The sequence below is a fragment of the Rhizobium sp. NZLR1b genome (assembly GCF_019685155.1).
Taxonomy (GTDB): domain Bacteria; phylum Pseudomonadota; class Alphaproteobacteria; order Rhizobiales; family Rhizobiaceae; genus Rhizobium.
In genome coordinates this window covers 1-21,974 of sequence record NZ_JABDWC010000019.1, presented here as the reverse complement: position 1 = coordinate 21,974, position 21,974 = coordinate 1, and the positions used below count along the sequence as shown (strand labels likewise).

At 61.8% G+C, this 21,974-nt stretch carries 18 protein-coding genes and 1 riboswitch; of the genes, 6 read left to right on the top strand and 12 right to left on the bottom strand.

Going from position 1 to position 21,974, the window contains the following annotated elements; all coding sequences use genetic code 11:
- Positions 1–115: 115 nt before the first annotated feature.
- The 4 genes from HJB84_RS23600 to HJB84_RS23585 are packed head-to-tail and all read right to left on the bottom strand — an operon-like array spanning position 116 to position 4,145.
- Positions 116–727, bottom strand: a complete 612-nt coding sequence (locus HJB84_RS23600; protein ID WP_207580670.1) for an ABC-type transport auxiliary lipoprotein family protein — start codon at positions 725–727, stop codon at positions 116–118.
- A 24-nt stretch (positions 728–751) separates the two neighbouring features.
- Positions 752–2,122, bottom strand: coding sequence for an MlaD family protein (locus HJB84_RS23595; RefSeq protein WP_164014169.1), 1,371 nt, complete (start codon positions 2,120–2,122; stop codon positions 752–754).
- 9 nt (positions 2,123–2,131) lie between these two features.
- On the bottom strand, positions 2,132–2,974 hold the full coding sequence (locus tag HJB84_RS23590; RefSeq protein WP_207580671.1) for an ABC transporter ATP-binding protein: 843 nt from the start codon (positions 2,972–2,974) through the stop codon (positions 2,132–2,134).
- Between the two features lies 1 nt (position 2,975).
- Positions 2,976–4,145: an ABC transporter permease gene (locus tag HJB84_RS23585; protein WP_207580672.1), complete on the bottom strand. Its 1,170-nt coding sequence runs from the start codon at positions 4,143–4,145 to the stop codon at positions 2,976–2,978.
- A gap of 98 nt (positions 4,146–4,243) precedes the next feature.
- On the opposite strand from HJB84_RS23585, the gene dgcA reads away from it, so the two are divergent.
- On the top strand, positions 4,244–5,227 hold the full coding sequence (dgcA, locus tag HJB84_RS23580; RefSeq protein ID WP_207580673.1) for an N-acetyl-D-Glu racemase DgcA: 984 nt from the start codon (positions 4,244–4,246) through the stop codon (positions 5,225–5,227).
- Here the strand turns inward: dgcA and HJB84_RS23575 are convergent.
- Positions 5,179–6,396 carry an MFS transporter gene (locus HJB84_RS23575; protein WP_207580674.1) on the bottom strand — a complete coding sequence of 406 codons (1,218 nt, stop codon included), beginning with the start codon at positions 6,394–6,396 and terminating at the stop codon, positions 5,179–5,181. The genes dgcA and HJB84_RS23575 overlap by 49 nt on opposite strands.
- Before the next feature lie 198 nt (positions 6,397–6,594).
- Entirely contained in the window at positions 6,595–7,437 is an 843-nt protein-coding gene (locus tag HJB84_RS23570; RefSeq protein WP_164014159.1) for a UDP-2,3-diacylglucosamine diphosphatase, read from the bottom strand.
- A 143-nt stretch (positions 7,438–7,580) separates the two neighbouring features.
- Here HJB84_RS23570 and HJB84_RS23565 point away from each other — a divergent pair, with 143 nt between their 5' ends.
- Complete coding sequence (locus HJB84_RS23565) at positions 7,581–8,330, top strand: histidine phosphatase family protein (RefSeq protein ID WP_221117075.1); 750 nt, start codon at positions 7,581–7,583, stop codon at positions 8,328–8,330.
- A 93-nt stretch (positions 8,331–8,423) separates the two neighbouring features.
- Here the strand turns inward: HJB84_RS23565 and HJB84_RS23560 are convergent, their stop codons facing one another.
- Together HJB84_RS23560 and HJB84_RS23555 are read right to left on the bottom strand one after the other, a co-directional pair.
- A complete protein-coding gene (locus tag HJB84_RS23560; RefSeq protein WP_221117074.1) occupies positions 8,424–11,576 on the bottom strand; it encodes an efflux RND transporter permease subunit in 3,153 nt (1,050 codons plus the stop codon).
- A gap of 5 nt (positions 11,577–11,581) precedes the next feature.
- Complete coding sequence (locus tag HJB84_RS23555) at positions 11,582–12,754, bottom strand: efflux RND transporter periplasmic adaptor subunit (RefSeq protein WP_221117073.1); 1,173 nt, start codon at positions 12,752–12,754, stop codon at positions 11,582–11,584.
- Between the two features lie 240 nt (positions 12,755–12,994).
- Between HJB84_RS23555 and HJB84_RS23550 the strand changes: the two genes are divergently transcribed.
- Complete coding sequence (locus tag HJB84_RS23550; protein ID WP_207584318.1) at positions 12,995–13,555, top strand: TetR/AcrR family transcriptional regulator; 561 nt, start codon at positions 12,995–12,997, stop codon at positions 13,553–13,555.
- Between the two features lie 55 nt (positions 13,556–13,610).
- Here HJB84_RS23550 and HJB84_RS23545 read toward each other — a convergent pair whose 3' ends face one another.
- On the bottom strand, positions 13,611–15,050 hold the full coding sequence (locus HJB84_RS23545; RefSeq protein ID WP_221117072.1) for an FAD-binding oxidoreductase: 1,440 nt from the start codon (positions 15,048–15,050) through the stop codon (positions 13,611–13,613).
- 296 nt (positions 15,051–15,346) lie between these two features.
- Here HJB84_RS23545 and HJB84_RS23540 point away from each other — a divergent pair, with 296 nt between their 5' ends.
- Entirely contained in the window at positions 15,347–15,973 is a 627-nt protein-coding gene (locus HJB84_RS23540; protein WP_207580679.1) for a LysE family translocator, read from the top strand.
- Between the two features lie 20 nt (positions 15,974–15,993).
- Here HJB84_RS23540 and HJB84_RS23535 read toward each other — a convergent pair whose 3' ends face one another.
- Positions 15,994–16,434, bottom strand: a complete 441-nt coding sequence (locus HJB84_RS23535; protein ID WP_207584319.1) for a GNAT family N-acetyltransferase — start codon at positions 16,432–16,434, stop codon at positions 15,994–15,996.
- 162 nt (positions 16,435–16,596) lie between these two features.
- Here HJB84_RS23535 and HJB84_RS23530 point away from each other — a divergent pair, with 162 nt between their 5' ends.
- On the top strand, positions 16,597–18,909 hold the full coding sequence (locus HJB84_RS23530; protein ID WP_221117071.1) for an NADP-dependent malic enzyme: 2,313 nt from the start codon (positions 16,597–16,599) through the stop codon (positions 18,907–18,909).
- 52 nt (positions 18,910–18,961) lie between these two features.
- On the opposite strand, the gene HJB84_RS23525 is transcribed toward HJB84_RS23530, so the two are convergent.
- The gene (locus HJB84_RS23525; RefSeq protein ID WP_221117070.1) at positions 18,962–19,495 is read right to left on the bottom strand and encodes a ribonuclease H; all 534 of its coding nucleotides are present in this window, start codon (positions 19,493–19,495) and stop codon (positions 18,962–18,964) included.
- Between the two features lie 152 nt (positions 19,496–19,647).
- Between HJB84_RS23525 and HJB84_RS23520 the strand changes: the two genes are divergently transcribed.
- Entirely contained in the window at positions 19,648–20,745 is a 1,098-nt protein-coding gene (locus HJB84_RS23520; RefSeq protein ID WP_221117069.1) for a DUF2865 domain-containing protein, read from the top strand.
- Positions 20,746–20,749: 4 nt separating this feature from the next.
- Here the strand turns inward: HJB84_RS23520 and bluB are convergent, their stop codons facing one another.
- Entirely contained in the window at positions 20,750–21,439 is a 690-nt protein-coding gene (gene bluB / locus HJB84_RS23515) for a 5,6-dimethylbenzimidazole synthase (RefSeq protein ID WP_221117068.1), read from the bottom strand.
- A gap of 41 nt (positions 21,440–21,480) precedes the next feature.
- Positions 21,481–21,666, bottom strand: a riboswitch (cobalamin riboswitch).
- Positions 21,667–21,974 lie beyond the last annotated feature (308 nt).

Sequence of the window (21,974 nt, the reverse complement as noted above, 5' to 3'; positions counted from 1 at the left end):
ATCTGAAAACTACCCCCAGGCTAAATGGAATAGGGTGACAATCCAGGCGCCGTCGGGACAAATATTTTTAAACGCCGGCAAGGTCACATTGCGGCGTTCTCCTGCAAACACCGGATCAGATCGAGCGCAGCGTCCAGTTGACGATCTCGGAGGCAACCATTGAGAAGGCACGGTCGAGACCCTTGACGAAGCCGCCATTATCGCCGCCGGCCGGCGCCGTGGCGCGGAATACCTTCTGGGCGCGCACCGAGCCGTTGCGGTCGTTGAGGATCTTGGCGGAGATTTCGACCACCGCCTGGTTGCCGTTTGAAGCGTCGATCTCGAAGGAGCGGATATCGGTGACGACCTGATAGTCGATCGCCAGTCCCTGCCCCGGCATGCCGACGCCACCGAGCTTGCCGGAGTTCTCGAAGGCTTCCACCAGCTTCGACTGCACCATGCGCGGCAGCTTGTCGCCCCATTGCGCCCGCGAGAGATACTGGATTTCCGAGGACGAGACGCGGATGACGATCTGCTCGCTGCCGAGCGCACTCAGCGCCGTTGGCGATGCGATCAGGATCTGGCGGGATTTGGCCGCCGGTCCGTCGCCGTCGACGGCGGCGGAAAGGTCATAGGTATCGTTCTTGGCCGCAGTGCCGCACCCGGAAAGGATCAGCGCCGTCAGCGGCAGCGCGATCACCGTTCCCCTGATCCATGAACGGCGCGACAACAGATGCGATGCGACCATATTAGGCTACCCCTGACTTCCCAGTTAACGCCGCGTCCGGCCGTCATATTGCTTCACCGTGTCCCCGCCGAAGATCAGCCGTTGGGGATTGCGGTCGAAGTTGGTGATCGTATCGTTCAGATTGTTGACGGTTCCACGCATGTCGTTGACGAGCGTCTGCACGTCGCGCAAACCGCCGCTTGAGAATTTCTGCAGATTGTCGGCGATCGGCCCGATGCGCGCATTCAGGTTGTCGGCGACCTTCTTGAAGGATTCCAGCGTATCGCGCGCCTCGGTAAACAGCGATTGTGTGTTGTCGGTTCCAAGCAAGGCATCGACTTTGATCAGGATACCGTCGATGCGGGTCGAGGCCGAATTCAGCTTGTTGGCAAGCTGCGAGACGTCCTGGATCGTCTGGTCAATATCTTTCTGACGCCCCGAAACCGTGTTGGCGACATCGCGGATCGACGCGACCGCGGCGCGTGCATCCTTGGTCGCCTGCGAGATATCGTCAACCGAGCCCTTCAGCTTGGCCGGGTCGATCTGGGCGACAAGCGTGTCGACGCGGTCGAGCGTCGCCTGTGCCTGTTTGCCGAAATCGTTGAAGGTGGTGGCCGTCTGGTCGAACTTCTGGATCGCCCCCTTAAGGTCGCCAGAGGCATCGGCGACATTGGCGGTGATCTTATCGGCGTTGGAAACGATGTTGTCGATCTTCTTCGCATCAACCGCCTTGACCAGCGATTCCACAGCTTGAAGCGTCGAATCGACACGGCCGGAGACCGCCTTCACCGTATTGGAAAGCTCACCCACACTCTGCAAGAAGGCGTCGATATTGCCGGAATTCTTGGCAAGCGCATCCGAGAACGTCTCGGCATTCTTGAACGTCTGGGTCAGTGGCGCGCGTGAATCCTCGATGAAACCCTGAAGTTCACCGACCGCATCATTGGCGCGATCGAGGATCTTGTCGGCGGTCGCCAAAAGATTGGTGACGCTCGACTGGTCGGCGACGATGACAGCGCGTTTGCCGTTGTCGAGCGCATGTTGGAGGATGCTTTCCTCGCCCTTGCGGCCACCTGAAAGTTCGATATAGGCAGCCCCGGTCAAGCCCTGGATTTCAAGGGCGGCTTTGGTGGAAGGGTAGATCGGCGCATCGGTGCGCACCTGGGTGAAAGCCAGCGAATATTGCGGATCGTCGGCATCGATCGACAGTGTCTGCACCGAGCCGATCTGAATGCCGTTGAAGCGCACCGGCGAGCCGACGCTGAGGCCGTTGGCCGAACCCGGAATACGCACGATCAGCTCGGTCATCGGGCCACCACGGCCATATTCGGCCATCCAGTAGACGAAGCCGAAGGCCGCCGCGATTACCAGCACCGTGAAAAAACCGACAATCGTATAATTGGCTTTGGTTTCCATCTTATCCGGTCACTTCCCGCTGCTGCCGTGCCGCGCGCCATCATCCTGCGGCACGATCGAGCGCGCCCGCTTACCCTTGAAATAGGCTTGCACCCACGGATCGTCGTAGGCCAGCATGTCGTTGATCGTGCCTTCCACCATTACCCGTTTCTTTCCGAGCACGGCAATACGGTCGCAGACCGAAAACAGGCTGTCGAGATCATGCGTTACCATATAGACGGTCAGTCCCAGACTATCGCGCAGGTTGGCGATCAGTTCATCGAATTCGGCGGCGCCGATCGGGTCGAGACCCGAGGTCGGTTCATCCAGGAAGACGAGTTCAGGATCAAGCGAGAGTGCACGGGCAAGGGCGGCGCGCTTGATCATGCCGCCTGACAGTTCGGACGGGTATTTGTCGGCGGCATCGGCTGCGAGCCCGACCATGCGGATCTTCAGATGCGCCAGTTCGTCCATCAGCGAGCGCGGCAGGTCGAGATATTCGCGCATCGGCACCTGGATGTTTTCCTTGACCGTCAGCGACGAAAACAGGGCCCCCTGCTGGAACAGCACGCCAAGCCGCATGTCGAGCGCGTTGCGCTGCGGTTCGTCGAGTTCGTCGAAATCCTGGCCGAGGATCTTGATCGTGCCGGAGCGGCGCGGCAATAGCCTCAGCACCGTGCGCATCAGCACCGATTTTCCGGTGCCCGACGCGCCAACGAAGCCGAGGATTTCGCCGCGATAGATGTCGAGGTTGAGATTGTCGAGCACCACCTTGGAGCCGAAGGCGACGGTGACGTCGCGCGCCGAGAGCACGATGTCGCTCTCGTTTCTGTCTTCCGTATCGATTGGTTTTTCGTCCACGCGATTCGCCATGCTAGAAGTCGATCGCTGCATAGAACATCGCAAAAAGCCCGTCCATCAGGATGACGACGAAAATCGCCTTCACCACCGCGGCCGTCACATGCTGGCCGAGCGATTCCGCGCTGCCGCCGACCTTCAGCCCTTCGACGGCGGCGACGATGCCAATGACCAGCGCCATGAACGGCGCCTTGATCATGCCTGAGAGCACCGTGGACAGCGTCACCGCCTCGTGCAGGCGCGACAGGAAGTTGGCGAAGGTGATGCCGGAATAGCCCCAGGCGACGGCGGCCGCACCACCGAGCGAGGCGAAATTTGCCAGCACCGTCAAAAGCGGCAGCGCGATGGTCAGCGCCACCAGTCGCGGGAAGATCAGTACGCCGATCGGGTTGAGCCCCATCACCTTCAGCGCGTCGATCTCCTCGCGCATCTTCATCGAGCCGATCTCGGCGGTGATCGCGCTGCCCGAACGGCCGGCGATCATGATCGAGGTCAACAGCACGCCGATTTCGCGCAATTGCAGGATGCCGACGAGATCGACGACGAAGACCTCGGCACCGAAGTAGCGCAGCTGGAAGGCGCCCTGCTGGGCAATGATCGCCCCGATCAGAAACGACATCAGAAGGATGATCGGAACGGCGCGAACGCCCATATTGTCGATTTGGTTGATGATCGAGGCCGGCGAAACGCCGCTGCCGCGGCCGAACTTCATCTGTGCGCCGCGCACCGCCGAGCCGAGAATATACATGGCGGCGGCGAAATTGTCCCAGACGTCGTAGGCCATCTTACCGACCGGCGCGAAGATGCGCCCAGCAAGCGACACCTTCTCCTTCAACTCCGGCTCCGGTTTGGCCGACTCCTCGGAGAACATCGCCAGCATTTCGTCGATATGCTGATTGGTGCCTTCGAAGCGGACCGTCCGTCCGGCCGCCTCCTCTTCCTTCTTCAGCCGGCACAGCAGCCAGATCCCGGCGGTATCGATATCCGTAATGTCGGAAAGATCGACCGTCAGGTCACCGGCCTTCTGGTGCAGCAGCTTCTCGAAGTCACGCAGCACGAAATGCACATAGGCACTACGCCAGCTGCCTCTGAGACGCACATGCTGCCCCGAGCCATCGGACTGGTCGTCCACGTCAAGTGAGGCAACGTTGCGATTCTCGGCGTTCAAGATACTTATGTCTTTCAAGGCTCACGGCGACATTACCGACTCGGCGGATCGTTCGCCGCCCGGCGCGTCAATATACAGAAGCAACGTGCGAATTCCATGCTCACAGGACAGCAATAATGCCGCGCACCCTCGATATCCAGATGAATTCATTTCCGATTGCTGGGACCTTCACCATCTCGCGCGGCGCAAAGACCGAGGCCGAGGTGATTACCTGCACGCTCTCCGAAGACGGTGTACAGGGGCTTGGCGAATGCGTGCCCTATCGCCGCTACGGTGAGACCATGGAGAGCGTTTTTGCCCAGATCGAGGCGGCGCGTCCGCTGATCGAGGCCGGGATCTCCCGCCGCGACCTCTTGTCCGCCATGCCGCCGGGCGCTGCCCGCAACGCCGTCGATTGCGCCCTCTGGGACCTGGAAGCGAAACAAACGGGTGAAAGCGTCGCGGCCCGTCTCGGCCTTGCCGATCTGAAGCCGCTCACCACCGCTTACACCATCTCGCTCGGTGAGCCGGAGGTGATGGCCGCAAAGGCTCGCGAACATGCAGGCCGCGCGCTGCTCAAGGTCAAGGTCGGAACCGGCGACGATGAAAGCCGTATCCGCGCCGTCCGCGCGGCCGCACCCGATGCCGCCATCATCCTTGACGCCAATGAAGGCTGGCCGGAAGCCGTGCTCGAACGACATCTCAACATCGCGGCGCAAGCGGGTGTGGCTCTCGTCGAGCAGCCGCTGCCGGCCGGCCGCGACGCTCTGCTTGCCGAAATCCGTCGCCCGCTTCTCGTCTGCGCCGACGAAAGTGTCCACCACACCGGCGATCTCGCAAGCCTTGCAGACCGCTATGATGCGATTAACATCAAGCTCGACAAGACGGGAGGCCTGACGGAGGCCCTGGCGATGAAGGTCGAGGCAGAACGGCTCGGTTTCAGCATCATGATCGGCTGCATGGTCGGCACCTCGCTTGCCATGGCGCCGGCCGTGCTGCTCGCCCAGAATGCCGATTTCGTCGATCTCGACGGTCCGCTGCTGCTTGCCCGCGATCGCGAACCCGGCCTGCGCTACGCCGCTTCCCTGGTCTTTCCGCCTGAAAGCACGCTTTGGGGCTGAAGGTAGTAAGCTGAGATGACGAGGCCGAGACCGGAGAACGCGACGAGCGCCATGACGTAATAGCTGACGACGCCGAGCCAGGCATAGAGATAACCCGACGCCAGCGTCATCAGCGCCATTGCCATGCCGACATAGAAGAAGTAGGCGCCTTGCGCCGAGGATTCCTGCGTCTCCTGCACCGTCGCCATGATCCGCCGCTGCACCCCGGTATGCACGAAGGCATAGGTGAAGCCGTGGAAACATTGCAGCAGGAAAAAACCGGCAAAGCCGGTATTCATCGGAAACAGTATCCAGCGGCAGACGCTGACCGCGCAGCCGAAGCGGATCAGGGTCCAGGCGTCGAAGCGCCGGTTGAGACGCTTCGACAGGAAGAACACCGTCACTTCGGAAGCGACGCCGACGCTCCAGAGCAGGCCGACCTCAGTGCCGGAAAAGCCGAGATGATGCCAGTAGATCGATGAAAAGGCGTTGAGCACCGCATGGCTCGACTGCTGAATGGCGACACCGATCAGCAGCAGCAGCAAGTGCGGCTCGCGCAACCCGCTGCCGGTGGCGGCCGGAATGTTGATCGGCTGGCCACGCCGACGCGTCGGCCCGATGCGCGGGCAGAAGATCGCCATGACCACGGTCATGGCAAAGCCGAACACCATGATATCAAGCACCATCCCGCCGCCCCACCGGCTGATTAGCTGGCCACCGACCAGCGTCGAGACGATGAAGGCAATCGAACCCCAGACGCGCATCGACCCGTAATCGAGGCCCCAGCGGCGCACGCCCGAGATGACGATCGATTCGACGACGGGCACATAGGGCGCGAAAGTGGCGCCCTGCAGTGCATAGACGATCGTCACCGGCCAGAAGGTCGTCGTCCAGAAGAGCGCGATCGCCGTCAGCAGCGACAGGCTGCCCGACCAGAGCAGCACGTCGGCGCGCTCCTTCAAACGGTCGGCGATCATGGCGACAACAGGCGCCACCAACACGCGAACCACCATCGGTATGGCAAGGATAACGCCGATCTCGTGGTCGCTGAAGCTGTGGGTTGCGAGCCACATCGGAAAGAACGGCAGAACGATGCCGTTGACGAGCAATGGCGCGCAATAGGAAAGCGCGCTGAGCAGCCGGAAGCGCGGAGGCGCTCCCTCACTCGGGGAATGTTGAGCGGGAATCATCGGTGGACCTGAAGGAAACTGATCGTTGTCCTAACACACCACCCTGGAGGCGACCATTGCGAGAAATAGCCCTACTGAAACGTTTTAGAAAATAAATAGTGCCTGTCGCCTGACGGTAACGGCTAAACTCCTGGAGCGCGCGGCGCTGATACGCCGGCCCCAAAAATCAGACGGCCCTCAAATCAGGCGCCCCCCAAATCACGCGGCCTGCGGGGCGAACTCGCCCTGGTCATGCATTTCGATGGCGGCAAGCGCCGGCACACTGCTGGCAAGCGCCCGCCAGGTGATCAGTTCGAACGTGCCGTCGTCGTGCTCGGCCACCGCCGTGCAGCTTTCCACCCAATCGCCCGTATTGATGTAGCGGATGCCGTCCATGTCCTGGATGATGGCATGATGGATGTGTCCGCAGATCACGCCGTCGGCGCCGCTTTTGCGGGCTTCCTCTGTCACGACGCGCTCGAACTCACCGATGAAGTTGACGGCATGCTTGACCTGCAGCTTCGCCCAGGCCGAGAACGACCAGTAAGGCATGCCGAGGCGTCGGCGCACTGCCGCCAGGAGGATGTTGATGCGGATCGCAGTATCGTAGGCCCAGTCGCCGAGATAGGCGAGCAGGCGTGCGTTGCGGACGACCACATCGAACTCGTCGCCGTGCAAAATCAGGTATTTTTTGCCGTCGGCGCCATCATGCATCATGCGGTCGACGACCTCGATGCCGCCGAAATGCATTCCCGGGAAGTCGCGCAGGAATTCGTCGTGATTGCCGGGGATATAGACGACGCGTGTGCCCTTGCGGGCCTTGCGCAGCAGCTTCTGGACGACATCGTTGCAGACCTGCGGCCAGTACCAGCTGCGCTTCAGGCGCCAGCCGTCGACGATGTCGCCGACGAGCACGATCGTATCGGCCTCGTGGTGGCGCAGGAAATCCAAAAGGAAATCGGCCTTCGCGGCCTTCGAGCCGAGATGGACATCGGAAATGAAGAGCGTTCGGAAATGTCTGGGTTCCATCATGTCTATCACGAGCTGTCGCTCATGCCCCATCTTTCATCTAGCCTTCCAAAACCAGACTCGTGTTTCAGGAAGATGACAGACTGGGGAAAAGCCCTGCGCGCCGGCAATATTGCCCTCTCCATCGAGCGCGTTCATGATGAAGGCGACTCATATCCGACAATGCGGGATGGCTGATGCGTCTCTTTCTCGTTCGCCACGGCGAATCTCTCGGCAACCTCAATGAACAGGCCTATCGGCAATTCGGCGATCACAATGTGCCGCTGACCGAGTGGGGTCACCGCCAGGCGGTGGAAGCCGGCGGCGCGATCGCCTCCTATTTGAAGACACTGCCGGGCGCGGATTTCCGCAAGCTGCAGATCTGGTACTCGCCATTCCTCAGAACACGGCAAAGTAAGGATGCCTTGCTTACAGCCCTGCCGGAAAGCTATGTCGGCGAAATCCGGGAGGATTACCTGCTGCGCGAGCAGGATTTCGGTCTGTTCACCGAAATCTATGACCATGCCGAACAGAAGCAGAAATTTCCCGAGGAATTCGAAAAATGGGCGAGACTGCGCAGCAACAGCGGCAAGTTCTACGCGCGGCCGCCAGATGGCGAGAGCCGGGCGGATGTGGCCCAGCGTGTCCGCCTTTTCCTTCAGACCGTCATGCGCGACGCTGAAAATAGCAGCCACAACGTCGTGATCGTCGGCCATGGCGTCACCAACCGGGCGGTCGAAATGAATTTTCTGCACCGCCCCGTCGAATGGTTCGAGCGTTCCGACAATCCTGGAAATGCCGATATCACGTTGATCGAGGGGACGCGCTCGCAAGGATACGTGTCGACCCTGCTGCACCAGGCGGCCGACCGGCAGCCGGGACAGGAAAGTGAACTGCGCGATGCCTATGGCGCCGACGTGACGATCACGCCGAAGCCCGGTGGATAGGTTTCTGGCGGATTACACAAGGCAACCCGCCAACTCCTCACCTCAGGTTATTCGTCGCCTCGGGTGAACCTTCACCTCGGGTGACTGGTCACCCTATGTCGGCGACGTCACCGTTGCCGGTTCCTGCCCGGCCGGTGCCTCCTCGTTCACAGTCTCCGGCCGCTTCATCCTCAAGAGACGCAGCACGAAGACGAAGAAGACGGGAACGAAGAAGATCGCCAGCACCGTCGCCGAGACCATGCCGCCCAGCACGCCGGTGCCGATCGCATTCTGGCTGGCCGCACTTGGGCCGGTGGCGATTGCCAGCGGCACCACGCCCAATGTAAAGGCGAGCGAGGTCATGATGATCGGCCGGAAGCGCAGCCGAGCGCCTTCGATCGCGGCATCCATCAGCGATTTTCCCTCGGCAAAGCCGTCCTTGGCGAATTCGACGATCAGGATGGCGTTCTTCGCCGACAGACCGATGATCGCGATCAGGCCGACCTTGAAGTAGATGTCGTTGGACATGTCGCGGCTCATTACCGCGAGCACGCAGCCGATGACCCCAAGCGGCACGACCAGCATCACCGACAACGGGATCGACCAGCTCTCGTATAGCCCCGATAGCAGCAGGAAGACGAAAAGGATGCTGAGACCGAACAGGAACGGCGCCTGCGATCCCGATTTGAGCTCCTCCAGCGACTGGCCGGTCCATTCGAAGCCGAAGCCGTCGGGAAGCTCGGAGGCCAGCCGTTCCATTTCGGTAATCGCCGCGCCCGATGAATATCCCGGCGCCGGAGCGCCCGAAATGCGAACAGAGGGATAGCCGTTGTAACCGACGATCTGCGCCGGCCCCTTCTGCCACTCGGCGACCGCGAAGGATGAGAGCGGCACCATGCCGCCGCTCGCATTGCGGACGTTGAGTTTCATCAGGTCTTCGGCCTGAAGCCTGCTCTTGTCCTGTGCCTGCACGATGACGCGCTGCATGCGGCCGGAATTCGGGAAGTCGTTGACGTAGCTCGAACCGAGATTGGCGGTGATCGTGCTGTTGATGTCGGCGAAGGCGACGCCGAAGGTATTGGCCTTTTCGCGATCGATGACGAGCACCAGCTGAGCCGAATCAGGCATGCCCTCCGGCCGGATACCGGCGATGATAGGGTTCTCAGATGCCTTGCCGAGCAGCATTCCTGCCGCCTCGGTCAGTGCCGCCTGGCCCTTTGCCCCGCGATCCTGAAGGCGGAAGGTGAAACCGTTGGTCGTGCCGAAGCCTTCGATCGGCGGCGGCGACAATGCGAAGGAAGTCGCATCCTTCAACGCAAACAGCTGCATATTGACGCGGTTGGAGATCTCCTGCACCGAATTGCCCGCGCCACGCTCGGCCCAGTCCTTCAGGGTAACGAACACCAGGGCGGCATTCGGCCCCTGCCCCGAAAAGCTGAAGCCCTGGATCGCCACGACGTTGGCAACCGCCGGCTCCTTCTTGAAGATCGCCTCGATGCTTTCGAGCGAGGCGACCGTGCGGTTACGGCTCGCCTCGGGCGGCCCCTGCACGTCGACGATCAGGAAGCCCTGGTCCTCGTCCGGCACGAAACTGCTCGGCAGGTTGACGAAGAGATAGCCGAGACCGACGACGACCGCGACATAGACCGCCATGACCCGCCAGGAGCGCTTGGCCAGTCCCTCGACGGCGCGGGCGTACCTGCCGGTCAGCCGTTCGAACTTTCGGTTGAACCAGCCGGCGATGCCCTTCTTCTCGTGATGGCCCTTGATCGGCTTCAGGAAAGTCGCGCAGAGCGCCGGCGTCAGCGACAGCGCCAGGAAGGCCGAAAACAGGATCGAGACGACCATGGTCAGGCTGAACTGGCGGTAAATGATGCCTGTCGAACCCGGGAAGAACGCCATCGGCACGAAGACGCAGGAGAGCACCAGCGTGATGCCGAGGATTGCGCCGGTGATCTGCCGCATCGCCTTTTTGGTCGCCTCCTTCGGCGACAGGCCTTCCACCGCCATCAGACGCTCGACGTTCTCGACCACGACGATGGCGTCATCGACGAGGATGCCGATGGCAAGCACCATCGCAAACATCGTCAACACGTTGATCGAGAAGCCGGCGGCAAACATCACCGCCAGCGTCCCGAGCAGCGCGACCGGCACGACGAGCGTCGGAATGATGGTGTAGCGGAAGCTTTGCAGGAAGACGAGCATGACGATAAAGACGAGGGCAACGGCTTCTGCGAGCGTATGCGCCACCTTCTCGATCGATGCCGAGACGAACGGGCTGGTGTCGTAGGGAACGGAATATTCGACGCCCGCCGGGAAGAAACGCGACAGCTCCTCCATCTTCGCCTTGACCAGATTGGACGTGTTGACGGCGTTGCCCGTCGACGACAGCTGGATGGCGATGGCAGCGCTCGGTTGCCCGTTCAGCCGGGTGGAGAAGCTGTAGCTCTCGCTGCCCTCTTCGATCCGCGCGACGTCGCGCAGCCGGACGTTCGACCCGTCGGCATTGGCGCGCAGCACGATGTTCCCGAATTCCTTGCTGTCGGTCAGCTGACCCTTCACCAGTACCGTCGCCGTCAGGTCTTGCGAGATCGGATTGGGTGCGGCGCCGATCTGGCCCGCCGCAACTTGGGCATTCTGCGCCGAGATCGCCCCGCTGATGTCGGAGGCGGTGAGGTTCAAGCCGACCATCTTGTCGGGATCGATCCAGATGCGCATCGCCCGCTGCGAGGCAAACAGCTGCGCCCGGCCGACGCCGTCGAGACGGCGTAGCTCGCCGATGACGTTCCGGTTGAGATAGTCGCCGAGCGCCACCTCATCGGTCTTGCCGTCGGTCGAGGTCAGCGAGATGAACATCAGGAAGCCGGACGACGCCTCCTCGACTGTGACGCCCTGATCCTTGACGGATTGCGGCAGCCGCGGCTCGACGCGGCGGATGGCATTCTGAACGTCGACGGAGGCCTGGTCGATATCGGTGCCCGCCGCAAACGTCGCGGTGATCGTCATCGCGCCCGAGGTGTCGGAGGTCGATTCGAAATAGGCAAGGTGCTCGACCCCGTTCAGCTCTTCCTCGATCTGCCGGGTGACGCCCTGATAGATGTCCTGCGGCGATGCGCCGGGATAGCTGGTAGTAATGCTGAGCTGCGGCGGCGCGACCTTCGGATATTGTGCGACCGGGAGGAACGGCAGCGCGATCAGGCCGGCGATGGAGATGAAGATCGCAAAGACCCATGCCAGGATCGGGCGATCGATAAAGAAACGTGCCATTGATCTTACTCCGGCTTCTTGGCGTCGCCGGACGCGACTTCGCCATCCCGCCACGCTTCCGGCGCGACCTTGGCGCCCGGCTGCAGTTTCTGCACGCCGTCGACGACCAGGCGTTCGCCAGCAGACAGGCCGCTTTCGACCACCCATTCATTGCCGGAGGATTGACCGAGCTCGACGTCGCGCGGCTGCGCCACGTCTCCGTCCTCTACGACATAGACCTGCGCCTTGCCATCGGCCGCACGGATGACGGCGCGTTGCGGGATGAGGATCGCCTTCTCGCGGACGGCCTGCTCGATGCGGACCCTGACGTAAAGACCCGGCAGCAGATCGCCGTTGGGATTGGGGAATTCGCCGCGCAGGGTAACCTGGCCCGTCGTCGCATCGACGCTGGCGCTGCGGAACAGCAGTTTTCCGGCCTGGGCGTAGACCGTGCCGTCGTCGAAGACGAGTTTGATGTCGGCTTTGCCTTGTTCCGTCGAGGCGAGGTTGCCATTCTCGACCGCCCGCTTCAGCGCCAGCAAGTCGCCGGAGGATTGCGTGAAGTCGGCATAGACGGGGTCGATCTGCTGGATCATCGCCAGCGCATCGCCGGCATCTGCCGTCACCAACGCGCCTTCGGTCACCAGTGCGGCGCCGATGATGCCTGAGATCGGTGCCCGGATTTCGGTATAGCCGAGATTGATCTTCGCTTCGTCGAGTGCTGCCTGCGCCAGCGCGACATCGGCGTCGGCCTGGGCAAGGGCGACAGCCGCCGCATCATATTCGACCCCGCTTGCGACATCGCGGTCGCGCAGCGACTTCTGCCGATCCAGCTGCTGCCGGGCATTCAGCTGCGTCGCCCTGGCGCGCTCGAGGCTGGCTTCGGCGCTGGCGACGCGGACCCGGAACAGGGCCGGATCGATCCGATAGAGCACGTCGCCCTGATGAACGAGACTGCCCTGCTCGAACACCCGTTCCTGCAGGATGCCGGAAACCCGGGCCCTCACCTCCGAAACACGCGTCGCGGCGATGCGGCCGGGCAATTCGCTGACAACGGGAACCGGACGCGCGTTCAGCGTCAGCACGCTGACGGCGGCCGGCGGCATGGCGCCGCCTTCCTGGGCGTGAACCGGCAATCCCACGCCGAGGAACAGCGCCAGCGTTAGTGCGTAACGCACTGTTTTCGTATGAAAATGCATAATCCACTAGCCTTCCTGATGGTCCCGCTGAGGTCCAAAAAAGCACAGCCCGCCGAAATGACGTTCGGCGGGCCTCCTGTGCCGACAGATAGCCAATCTTATTTCGGATTGCAAGATACCTACCGGTTGGTATGATAGCGACATCACTTCTTTTGGTATGATAGCTCCGCGATCCCGGGAGTGATACTGATCCCCTCCGGTCTTCTCGTCACGAAACGCATCTCGAACCCAGGTCATGCATTGATAGATAGTCCCCGCAACAGAAAGAAACAACCGGAAGTCGTGCGGCAGGCTCTTCTCGATTGTGCCACCAAGCTGGCACTGGAGCAGGGTCTGGCCGCCGTCAGCCTGCAGGCAGTCGCAAGTGCTGCCGGTGTGACAAAAGGAGGTCTGTTTCACCACTTCCCCAATAAGCAGGCTCTTATTGAGGCCGTGTTCGACGGTATGATGGAAAACCTCGACCGCGAAATCGACCAGGAACTGGAAAAGGACAAGGGCGGCCACGGCACATTCAGCCGCGCCTATGTCCGTACTCTTTTTTCCGATCGCGCTCTCAACAACAGCCCATGGTCGGCGCAGACGATGACCGTGCTGGCCGACCCCTACTCCAAAAGCCTCTGGCACAAATGGATCAATGACCGGCTGGTCAGGCACGCCGAAACCGACGCGGGAATGCGGCTCGAAATCATTCGCCTGGCGGCGGATGGCGCATGGCTCGCCCATGTCCTAAGGCCAGACGACCGCGCCGGCTCGGACGACACGGCTCTGCTGAAGGAATTGATCGAACTCACCGAGGGGTGACAGCCGATCGGCATCCCGCGCCCGAGCGCTGTCACTTGAGCGCGGGATGATCCGGCTAAGCAGCCCGCACGGCCACCGTCGGTTTGACGTTCTGGTTCATGCGGAACAGATTGTTCGGATCGTAGCGCCGCTTGATTTCGGCAAGCCGGCCGTAATTGGCGCCATAGGCGCTTTCCACCCGATCGGCCTCGTCCTCAGGCATGAAGTTGATATAGGCGGTTCCCACAGCATGCGGCTTGGTTGCCTCGAAAAGCTCACGCGCCCAGCCGGTGCAGCTTGCATCCATCCCGCTTTCCCGCCAGCGTGCATGCACGTTCATGACGAAATGCGAGCTGCGCTGCGGAAATGCGGTGGCCTCAGTCGGAATGCGGCCGGCCGCACCGCCGACATGGCCGATGAAGATTTCGCATTCTGGTCCCGGCAGCTTGCGCACGGCGCTGAGCAACACCTCGATCGCTGCGTCGGAGAGCGAGGCGAAATCCTGGCTCTTCCAGTAATTGCGCGCACCTGGCGTCAGCAGCGGGTCGAATGCCTGCTGCCAGCCGGTAAACGGTACCGGGCCGACGACGTCGGCAATCGGTTTTCCGATCGCCCGCAATCTTTCCGTCGCTTTTTCCCCGGCCGCGATGTCTCCGCAATAGCACATCGCAAGCACCACGACCTCTTTGCCATGCCATTCGGCCGGAAGGAACGGCAGCGGCGGCGCCTGGCGCATCACCACCCAGCAGGTCAGTTCATCGGGTGCGGCTTCCAGCGCCTGCCGATATTCCCTCAGCACCTTTTCCGCGTCAGCGAACGGATGCACCACCAGCCCGGCGAGGACCTCTGTCTTGAGCGGGTTGAGCTGGAATTCGAAGGAGGTAACGACGCCGAAATTGCCGCCACCGCCGCGCAACGCCCAGAACAGGTCCGGTCTTTCCGTCTCGCTCGCCTTGACCAGCTCGCCATCGGCCGTCACCACATCCACCGAAATCAGATTGTCGATCGTCAGCCCGAATTTGCGGGTCAGCCAGCCGAAACCGCCGCCGAGCGTCAGGCCGGCTATGCCGGTGGTCGAATTGATGCCGGTCGGCAGCACCAGCCCGAAGGCGAGCGTTTCCTGGTCGACGTCGGCAAGCGTTGCCCCCGGCTCGATCCTGGCGCGGCGCGTCTCCGGGTCGACCCGCACCGATTTCATCGCCGACAGGTCGATGACGACGCCGCCCTCGCAGACGGCGTTGCCGGCAATACCGTGGCCGCCGCCGCGCACCGAAACGAGCAGATTATTGTCGCGCGCAAACCGCACCGCGCGCACGACATCGGCAGCGCCGGCGCAACGCGCGATAAGCCCGGGCCGCCGGTCGATCATCGCATTCCAGATCGCCCGCGCCTCATTGTAATCCATGTCTTTACTGGTCAGGAGATTGCCGCGAAATCCGGCGGCAAACGCATCGATGGCCACGTCATTGACCATCGTCTGCCCCTTTTGCAGGGTCGTCAGGTTCAAATTGTCCATGGTTTCCTCCATGCGACCGGCGCCCCGCACCGTCGCGGCCGGGATTTTGCGCCCGTTGCCTTCGGCAAACAAGTTTCGAAAAGGATTAGCTAATATAGACGTGGTAGAACGAAGCGTATCTCGTTGAGATTACTTTTAAAATTTGTACCGGCGCCGACGGACGGCGATCCTTGCGTGGTAGCCCGTTGCGATCGCCGCGCAAGTTCCTACTTTGCAACCTCGTAAATGGCGGGATGCAAATTCGTTGCTTTGATTTGCCATTGCGATAGACAGGATCGCCAACCTGGAGAAGATCGATGGTCAGTTTCGGTGTTTTGACAACCTATGTCCTGGTGGTGCTGGGTCTGATGATCATTCCGGGGCCGGCCACACTCCTCACCCTGGCCAGAGCCATCAGCGGCGGCAAACGCGCCGGAATGGCAACGGGCCTCGGCATTGCTGCGGGTGATCTTGTCCATACGACGATGGCAACCTTCGGCCTGTCGGCATTGCTTGCCACGTCAGCCCTGGCGTTTGAAATCGTCAAATATGCCGGCGTCGCTTACCTGATTTATCTCGGATTCCGGGCCTTCTTCGAGAAGGCGCAAAGCCTCGACATGCCCAAGGCACAAGCGATCAGCCCCATGCGCGCCTTTCGTCAGGGACTCTTTACCGAGATCCTGAATCCCAAGACGGCTTTGTTCTTCTTGGCTTTCCTGCCGCAGTTCATCCATCCGGAAAGCGGGTCCGCCATCGCACAATTCGCCCTGCTCGGAATCATTTTCGTCGGGCTCAGCATCTGCGTAACGTCGCTTCTGGCGATCGCGGCCGGTTCTATTGGCGGCTGGCTGCAGAGCAACCGTCGGGTTGGGCGGTGGCAGGGAAAGGTCGTCGGCACGGTTTACATGGCCTTGGGTGCCAGGCTCGCCCTTCAGCAGCAGTAACCTGCTGCTTCGCGCAAATATCAGCGCACGCTGGAAAATAGCTTTCTCAGGAAGAAACGGCGCGGCGTTTGGGCGTCGCCTTCAAGTTCGCCGAACTGCTCGAAGCCCAGTTTGAGATAGAAGGGTTTCGCTTGAAAATCGAAGGTGTCGAGAAAGATACCCAAACAAGCGCGCTCGCGGGCTATGCGCTCTGCCTCCTCCATCAGCTTGGTACCAAAACCTTCGCCTCTGCGCGCAGCTGGAACAACCAGGTATTTGATAAAAAGCCAATTGTACTCCTCCACGGCATAGAGACCCCCGATGATGTCGAAAGTGTCGGGATCTCTCAGGACTATCCCGAGATCGGGCTGCTCGATCAGGTGAGTCGTGTGCGGAGCGTTGAAGTCCAATAGCAATTTGAGCACTTCGTTCCGCTCTTCGGCGGTTGGCTCATTCGGGAGGATTTCGAGGATGGGCAGCATCACCAAAGGATGAGGCAGCGATCGCGCAGTGTCCAGCTGTCAATTGGAGATGCCCCTCCGCCCGCCCGTCTCACGAAAACTTCTCCCATCCCTATTTCCATACTGTCGCCGCTAACCGATTGATGTATGCAGGGAGCACAAAAGACGTGCACGGAGGCGGCAATGGATCACCAGGAAAAATCCAAGACGGAAAAGAACCTGACAGGCGGCGATCTCGACGAGCAGGCGCTGTTCTTCCACCGCTATCCCCGCCCCGGCAAACTGGAGATCCAGGCAACCAAGCCGCTCGGCAACCAGCGCGACCTGGCACTTGCCTATTCGCCCGGCGTCGCAGCCCCCTGCCTTGCCATCCGCGACAATCCCGAAATGGCGGCCGAATATACCTCGCGCGCCAATCTCGTCGCCGTCATTTCCAACGGCACGGCAGTGCTTGGCCTCGGCAATATCGGCCCGCTGGCCTCGAAGCCGGTGATGGAGGGCAAGGCCGTGCTCTTCAAGAAATTCGCCGGCATCGATGTCTTCGATATCGAAATCGACGCCGCAGGCGTCGAGCAGATGGTCTCGACTATCGCCTCGCTGGAGCCGACCTTCGGCGGCATCAATCTCGAAGACATCAAGGCGCCGGAATGTTTCGAGGTCGAGCGGCGCCTGCGCGAAAAGATGAAGATCCCGGTCTTCCACGACGACCAGCATGGCACGGCAATCATCGTCGCCGCCGCGATCCTCAACGGACTGGAACTCGCCGGCAAGGCGATCGAAAACGTCAAGATCGTCGCCTCCGGCGCCGGTGCCGCAGCCCTTGCCTGCCTGAACCTGCTGGTGATCCTCGGCGCCAAGCGCGAAAACATCTGGGTCCACGATCTCGAAGGCCTCGTCTATGAGGGCCGCATCGAGCTGATGGACGAATGGAAATCCGTCTACGCCCAGAAGAGCGAGACGCGCACGCTCGCCGAAAATATCGGCGGCGCCGACGTCTTCCTCGGCCTGTCGGCCGCCGGCGTGCTGAAGCCGGAGCTGCTGGCGCAGATGGCCGATAAGCCGCTGATCATGGCGCTCGCCAATCCGACGCCGGAAATCATGCCGGATCTTGCCCGTGCCGCCCGCCCCGATGCGATGATCTGCACCGGCCGCTCGGATTTCGCCAACCAGGTCAACAACGTCCTCTGCTTCCCCTATATCTTCCGCGGCGCGCTCGATTGCGGCGCCGAGACGATCAACGAGGAAATGAAGATGGCGGCCGTGCGTGCCATCGCCGCCCTTGCCCGCGAAGAGCCGTCGGATGTCGCCGCCCGCGCCTATTCCGGCGAAACGCCCGTCTTCGGCCCCGACTACCTGATCCCCTCGCCCTTCGATCCGCGCCTCATCCTGCGCATCGCCCCTGCGGTTGCCAAGGCCGCCGAACAGAGTGGCGTGGCGCGCCGCCCGATCCAGGATTTCGACGCCTATCTCGATCAGCTGAACCGCTTCGTCTTCCGCTCCGGCTTCGTCATGAAGCCGATCTTCACCGCGGCCAAGGCAGCAGAACGCAAGCGTGTCATCTTCTCCGAAGGCGAAGACGAGCGCGTGTTGCGCGCCGCCCAGGTGCTGCTCGAGGAAGGCCTCGCCGAACCGATCCTGATCGGCCGCCCGCAGGTCATCGAGACCCGCCTGAAGCGCTACGGCCTGCGTATCCGCCCGCTGCAGGATTTCGAGGTCATCAATCCGGAAGACGATCCGCGCTTCCGCGAATATGTCGATCTCTATTTCTCGCTGGTCGGCCGCCGCGGCGTCATTCCCGAAGCCGCCCGCACCATCGTGCGCACCAACACCACCGTCATCGGCGCACTGGCGCTGAGGCGCGGCGAGGCCGATGCGCTGATCTGCGGTCTGGAAGGCCGCTACGAGAAGCACCTGCGCGACGTCCGCCAGATCATCGGCAAGCGCAAGGATGTCCGTGATTTCTCGGCCCTCAGCCTGATGATCTCACAGCGCGGCGCCACTTTCTTCACCGATACCTACGTCACCTTCAATCCGAACGCCGAAGAGATCGCCGAGGCTACGGTGCTGGCGGCCGAGGAAATCCGCCGTTTCGGCATCACCCCGCGCGCCGCCCTCGTTTCGCATTCCAACTTCGGCTCGCGCGAATCCGAAAGCGCCACGAAGATGCGCAACGCCCTGCAGCTTGTGCGCGAGGCCGCCCCAGATCTCGAGGTCGACGGCGAGATGCACGGCGAAAGCGCCATCACCGAAGCGCTGCGCAAGCGCGTCATGCCGGATACGACCCTGCACGATGAGGCAAACCTGCTGGTCTTCCCGAACCTCGACGCCGCCAACATCACGCTTGGCGTGGTGAAGTCGATGACCGATGGTCTGCATGTCGGCCCGATCCTCCTTGGCACCGCCCTGCCTGCCCACATCCTTGCCCCCTCGGTCACCTCCCGCGGCGTCGTCAACATGGCGGCGCTGGCCGTCGTCGAAGCATCGCAACCGGCTTAAGCCGGTTGCCGGCAAGCAAACGACAGGCGCTTGAGACCGGCCCGACGCCCTGTCAACCACCCTCTATCGACAGGCGTCCTCTGCCCGCGAGCGCATCCGCGCGTTCGTTGCCGATAATCCCTGAATGACCCTTGCACCAGGCAATGGTCACCAGGGCGTTCCGGGATAATTGAAGATCGATCGCTTTCCAGAGTTCCGCATTATCGATCGTTCGCCGTCGGCCATGTCCATTCGGGCTGCTTTTCTTCCAGCCATTGTTCTTCCAGATATGTCGCCGGCTGTTACAGCCTTTGACGGCATAGACGGAATCGGACCAGATGGTCGCAGCTTCGCCGGTTGTTTGGCTGTTGATCCACATGGCCGCCCTGAGAACGGCGGTCAATTCCATCGAATTATTGCTGGAATCTCCAACGCCACCGAAGTCCGCCGCGATTTCCACCGCATCGCGATAAGCGACAAACGACCAGCCTCCATGCCCGGAACCGGGCTCAAAACAACCGTCCGCGAAGACGTGAAGGCCGTGTTGGGTTTCCGCTACGCCTGATGTCGGTGCAAAGGATCGGATCTCGTCGGGAATGCCTGTCATTTTCACCGAGTCCCAGGCGATTGCTGGATAAGATTACGAAAATACGGTAGGATTTTCTCTGAGCTTATTAAGAGAAATCCGTTAAGGGAAAACGCGCGGCCGTTGAAGTCGCATTCGACCCACCGACCGTTTGCTCATTCCGGGACGACGCCGTGAAACGCCGAAACCTGTCTCTCGCCGTCCTCCTCGCTTTCTCAGCGCCCGCCGCCGCGCAGACCAGTGCCGTCTGTGAGGACCTGCGCGGCCGTCTCGCCGACCTGCCGCGATCGATCGGCAATGGCAACGGTTCGGAAGCCCGCCAATATTCCAGCGCCATGGCCGAGCAGAACCTCGAGCTGCGCAAGGTTCGCAACGACCTGCGCAGTTACGGCTGCACCTCGGGCAGCATGGTGGTGATCGGCGGCCAGAATGCCGATTATTGCGCCGAGCTCTCGGACTCCGAAGCCCGAATGATCGACAATATCGGTTACCTCCAGGATCGCCGCAACGAGCTGACCGGCCGGAACGGCGCCGATGACGGCGCCCGGCGGGAGCTGATGTCTGCGCTCGATAGCAATGGCTGCAACAGCGAGAATTTCTATGCGCCTGACGAGCGCAGCGCCAACGACCCTGCCCCGAGCGTCGAGGAACAGGCGATGCGCACCGATACCTTCATTCCGCTCGGCGGTGGTGAGGAGGCCGACCCGCGCTACGGCCTGCCGCGAGCCGAGATGCTGTCGCCGGTCAGCACCATGTGCGTGCGCAGCTGCGACGGCGGTTTCTTCCCGATCAGCTCGAACGCCACTTCGGTCGATTTCGGCCGCGATGCCCAGACCTGCGCCAAGATGTGCCCGGGGATCGAAACCCAACTGTTCTATCGCGAGGTGACGAGCACCGAAGCCTCGAACATGATCTCGGTCGCGACCGGCACACCCTACAGCGCCATGAAAAACGCTTTTGCCTACAAGAACCGCACGCCCGGCGAAAAGACCTCCTGCGCCTGCAATCTCACCGCCTATTATGACGAGATGCGCGGCAAGCAGGCGGTAAGCCAGCCGCCGCAACAAGGCTCGATCACCACCATCCACACCAATCCGCCGGTGAAGGATGGTACGGCTGCCGCGCCGCAGCCATCCGTGCCGGAGCGCCCGTACGACCCAACGCAGAACAAGGTCCGCCAGGTCGGCCCGCAGTTCCTTGCCGGTGACCAGGGCTCGATCGATCTCGCCAATCCTGCCGCACCTGGCCCCCAACCCCAGCAGCAGCAGTAATTGGCTACGGCTCGGTCCGCCCCCAGCCGTCGTGGAAGACGAGTTCCTCGAGCGGCAGCCGCTGCCGCCAACCTTTGACGGAGAGTTCCGGCTGATCATAGAGCCGATCGACAAAACCGGCGCAGAGCCAGGCGACCACCTCGATATGCTCGGGTATGCCGAGAATCGTTTTCAGGTCGCCTTCGTGAAAGATGCTGACCCAGCCGATACCGATCCCTTCGGCGCGCGCCGCAAGCCAGAGATTCTGGATGGCGCAGACGGTGGAATAGCTATCCATCCGCGGATTGTGCGTCCTCCCCAGCACCACGCTGCCGCTGCGCGTGGGATCGCAGGTCACGCAGATGCCGAGCGGCGCCTCTGCGATGCCTTCGAGCTTGAGGGAGCGGTAGGCCTGCTGCCGTTCGCCCTCAAACATCAATGCCGCCTCTTCGTTCGCCTTGGCAAAGGCATCGCGGACGCGCGCGCGCACCGTTGGACTTTTCACCAGAATGAAATTCCACGGCTGCATGAAGCCGACGGAGGGTGCGTGATGAGCGGCCGTCAGCAGCCGTTCCACGACGTCGTCCGGCAAGGGGTCAGGCAGGAACTGGCTGCGAACGTCGCGCCGCGTCAAGATCGCATGATAGACGGCCTCGCGTTCGGCCAAGGAAAAACCGGACGCCGCCGGAAGGGCATCCTCATCAAAGGGTCGCATCGTCAAATCCCCAACAACGCAACCGCCCGCCGTCCGCGCGGGTTGGGTCTATCTTGCCAGGCCGGTCTTCTGACTTGGCGTCATCCGTCTGCCGCAGCCTTCCCGGCAAAGCCAGTGGCATGATTAGCGGCAGACGTCAGCCTTACAGCGTTGGGCACGTTCCGGTCTTGCACCGGATTCCCGATTCTCCCGCCTGGCCGGCGGGCACCTGACGGCGCATCTATTTCAGGAAAGCAGCGCTACGGCAAGCCGGGAGTCCCCTTCTCCCCAGCGGGGAGAAGGTGGCCCGAAGGGTCGGATGAGGGGGCCGCACGGCACACCATTCATTGCCCTTCGCCCGCGCTCACCGCATTCGCGACTTCGCCGCTCACCCCCTTGTATCTGCACGTTAGAGATTTTGTGCGATGGAAGCGATTGAGCCTCTGGCCGGGTGGCCACCCGGCCAGAGGCGTGACGAAGTCGCCCGTTCCCCCTCTGGTTACAACCGTGGATGAGCCTGGGATCTTCGTCATCGTCACGTACGACCGAATAGTCG

Bases quoted from the DNA above. Each gene is read 5' to 3' on its own strand.
- HJB84_RS23600 (WP_207580670.1), bottom strand. From the start codon at position 727: ATGGTCGCATCGCATCTGTTGTCGCGCCGTTCATGGATCAGGGGAACG.
- HJB84_RS23595 (WP_164014169.1), bottom strand. From the start codon at position 2,122: ATGGAAACCAAAGCCAATTATACGATTGTCGGTTTTTTCACGGTGCTG.
- HJB84_RS23590 (WP_207580671.1), bottom strand. From the start codon at position 2,974: ATGGCGAATCGCGTGGACGAAAAACCAATCGATACGGAAGACAGAAAC.
- dgcA (WP_207580673.1), top strand. From the start codon at position 4,244: ATGCCGCGCACCCTCGATATCCAGATGAATTCATTTCCGATTGCTGGG.
- HJB84_RS23575 (WP_207580674.1), bottom strand. From the start codon at position 6,396: ATGATTCCCGCTCAACATTCCCCGAGTGAGGGAGCGCCTCCGCGCTTC.
- HJB84_RS23570 (WP_164014159.1), bottom strand. From the start codon at position 7,437: ATGGGGCATGAGCGACAGCTCGTGATAGACATGATGGAACCCAGACAT.
- HJB84_RS23565 (WP_221117075.1), top strand. From the start codon at position 7,581: ATGCGTCTCTTTCTCGTTCGCCACGGCGAATCTCTCGGCAACCTCAAT.
- HJB84_RS23560 (WP_221117074.1), bottom strand. From the start codon at position 11,576: ATGGCACGTTTCTTTATCGATCGCCCGATCCTGGCATGGGTCTTTGCG.
- HJB84_RS23555 (WP_221117073.1), bottom strand. From the start codon at position 12,754: ATGCATTTTCATACGAAAACAGTGCGTTACGCACTAACGCTGGCGCTG.
- HJB84_RS23545 (WP_221117072.1), bottom strand. From the start codon at position 15,050: ATGGACAATTTGAACCTGACGACCCTGCAAAAGGGGCAGACGATGGTC.
- HJB84_RS23540 (WP_207580679.1), top strand. From the start codon at position 15,347: ATGGTCAGTTTCGGTGTTTTGACAACCTATGTCCTGGTGGTGCTGGGT.
- HJB84_RS23535 (WP_207584319.1), bottom strand. From the start codon at position 16,434: ATGCTGCCCATCCTCGAAATCCTCCCGAATGAGCCAACCGCCGAAGAG.
- HJB84_RS23530 (WP_221117071.1), top strand. From the start codon at position 16,597: ATGGATCACCAGGAAAAATCCAAGACGGAAAAGAACCTGACAGGCGGC.
- HJB84_RS23525 (WP_221117070.1), bottom strand. From the start codon at position 19,495: ATGACAGGCATTCCCGACGAGATCCGATCCTTTGCACCGACATCAGGC.
- bluB (WP_221117068.1), bottom strand. From the start codon at position 21,439: ATGCGACCCTTTGATGAGGATGCCCTTCCGGCGGCGTCCGGTTTTTCC.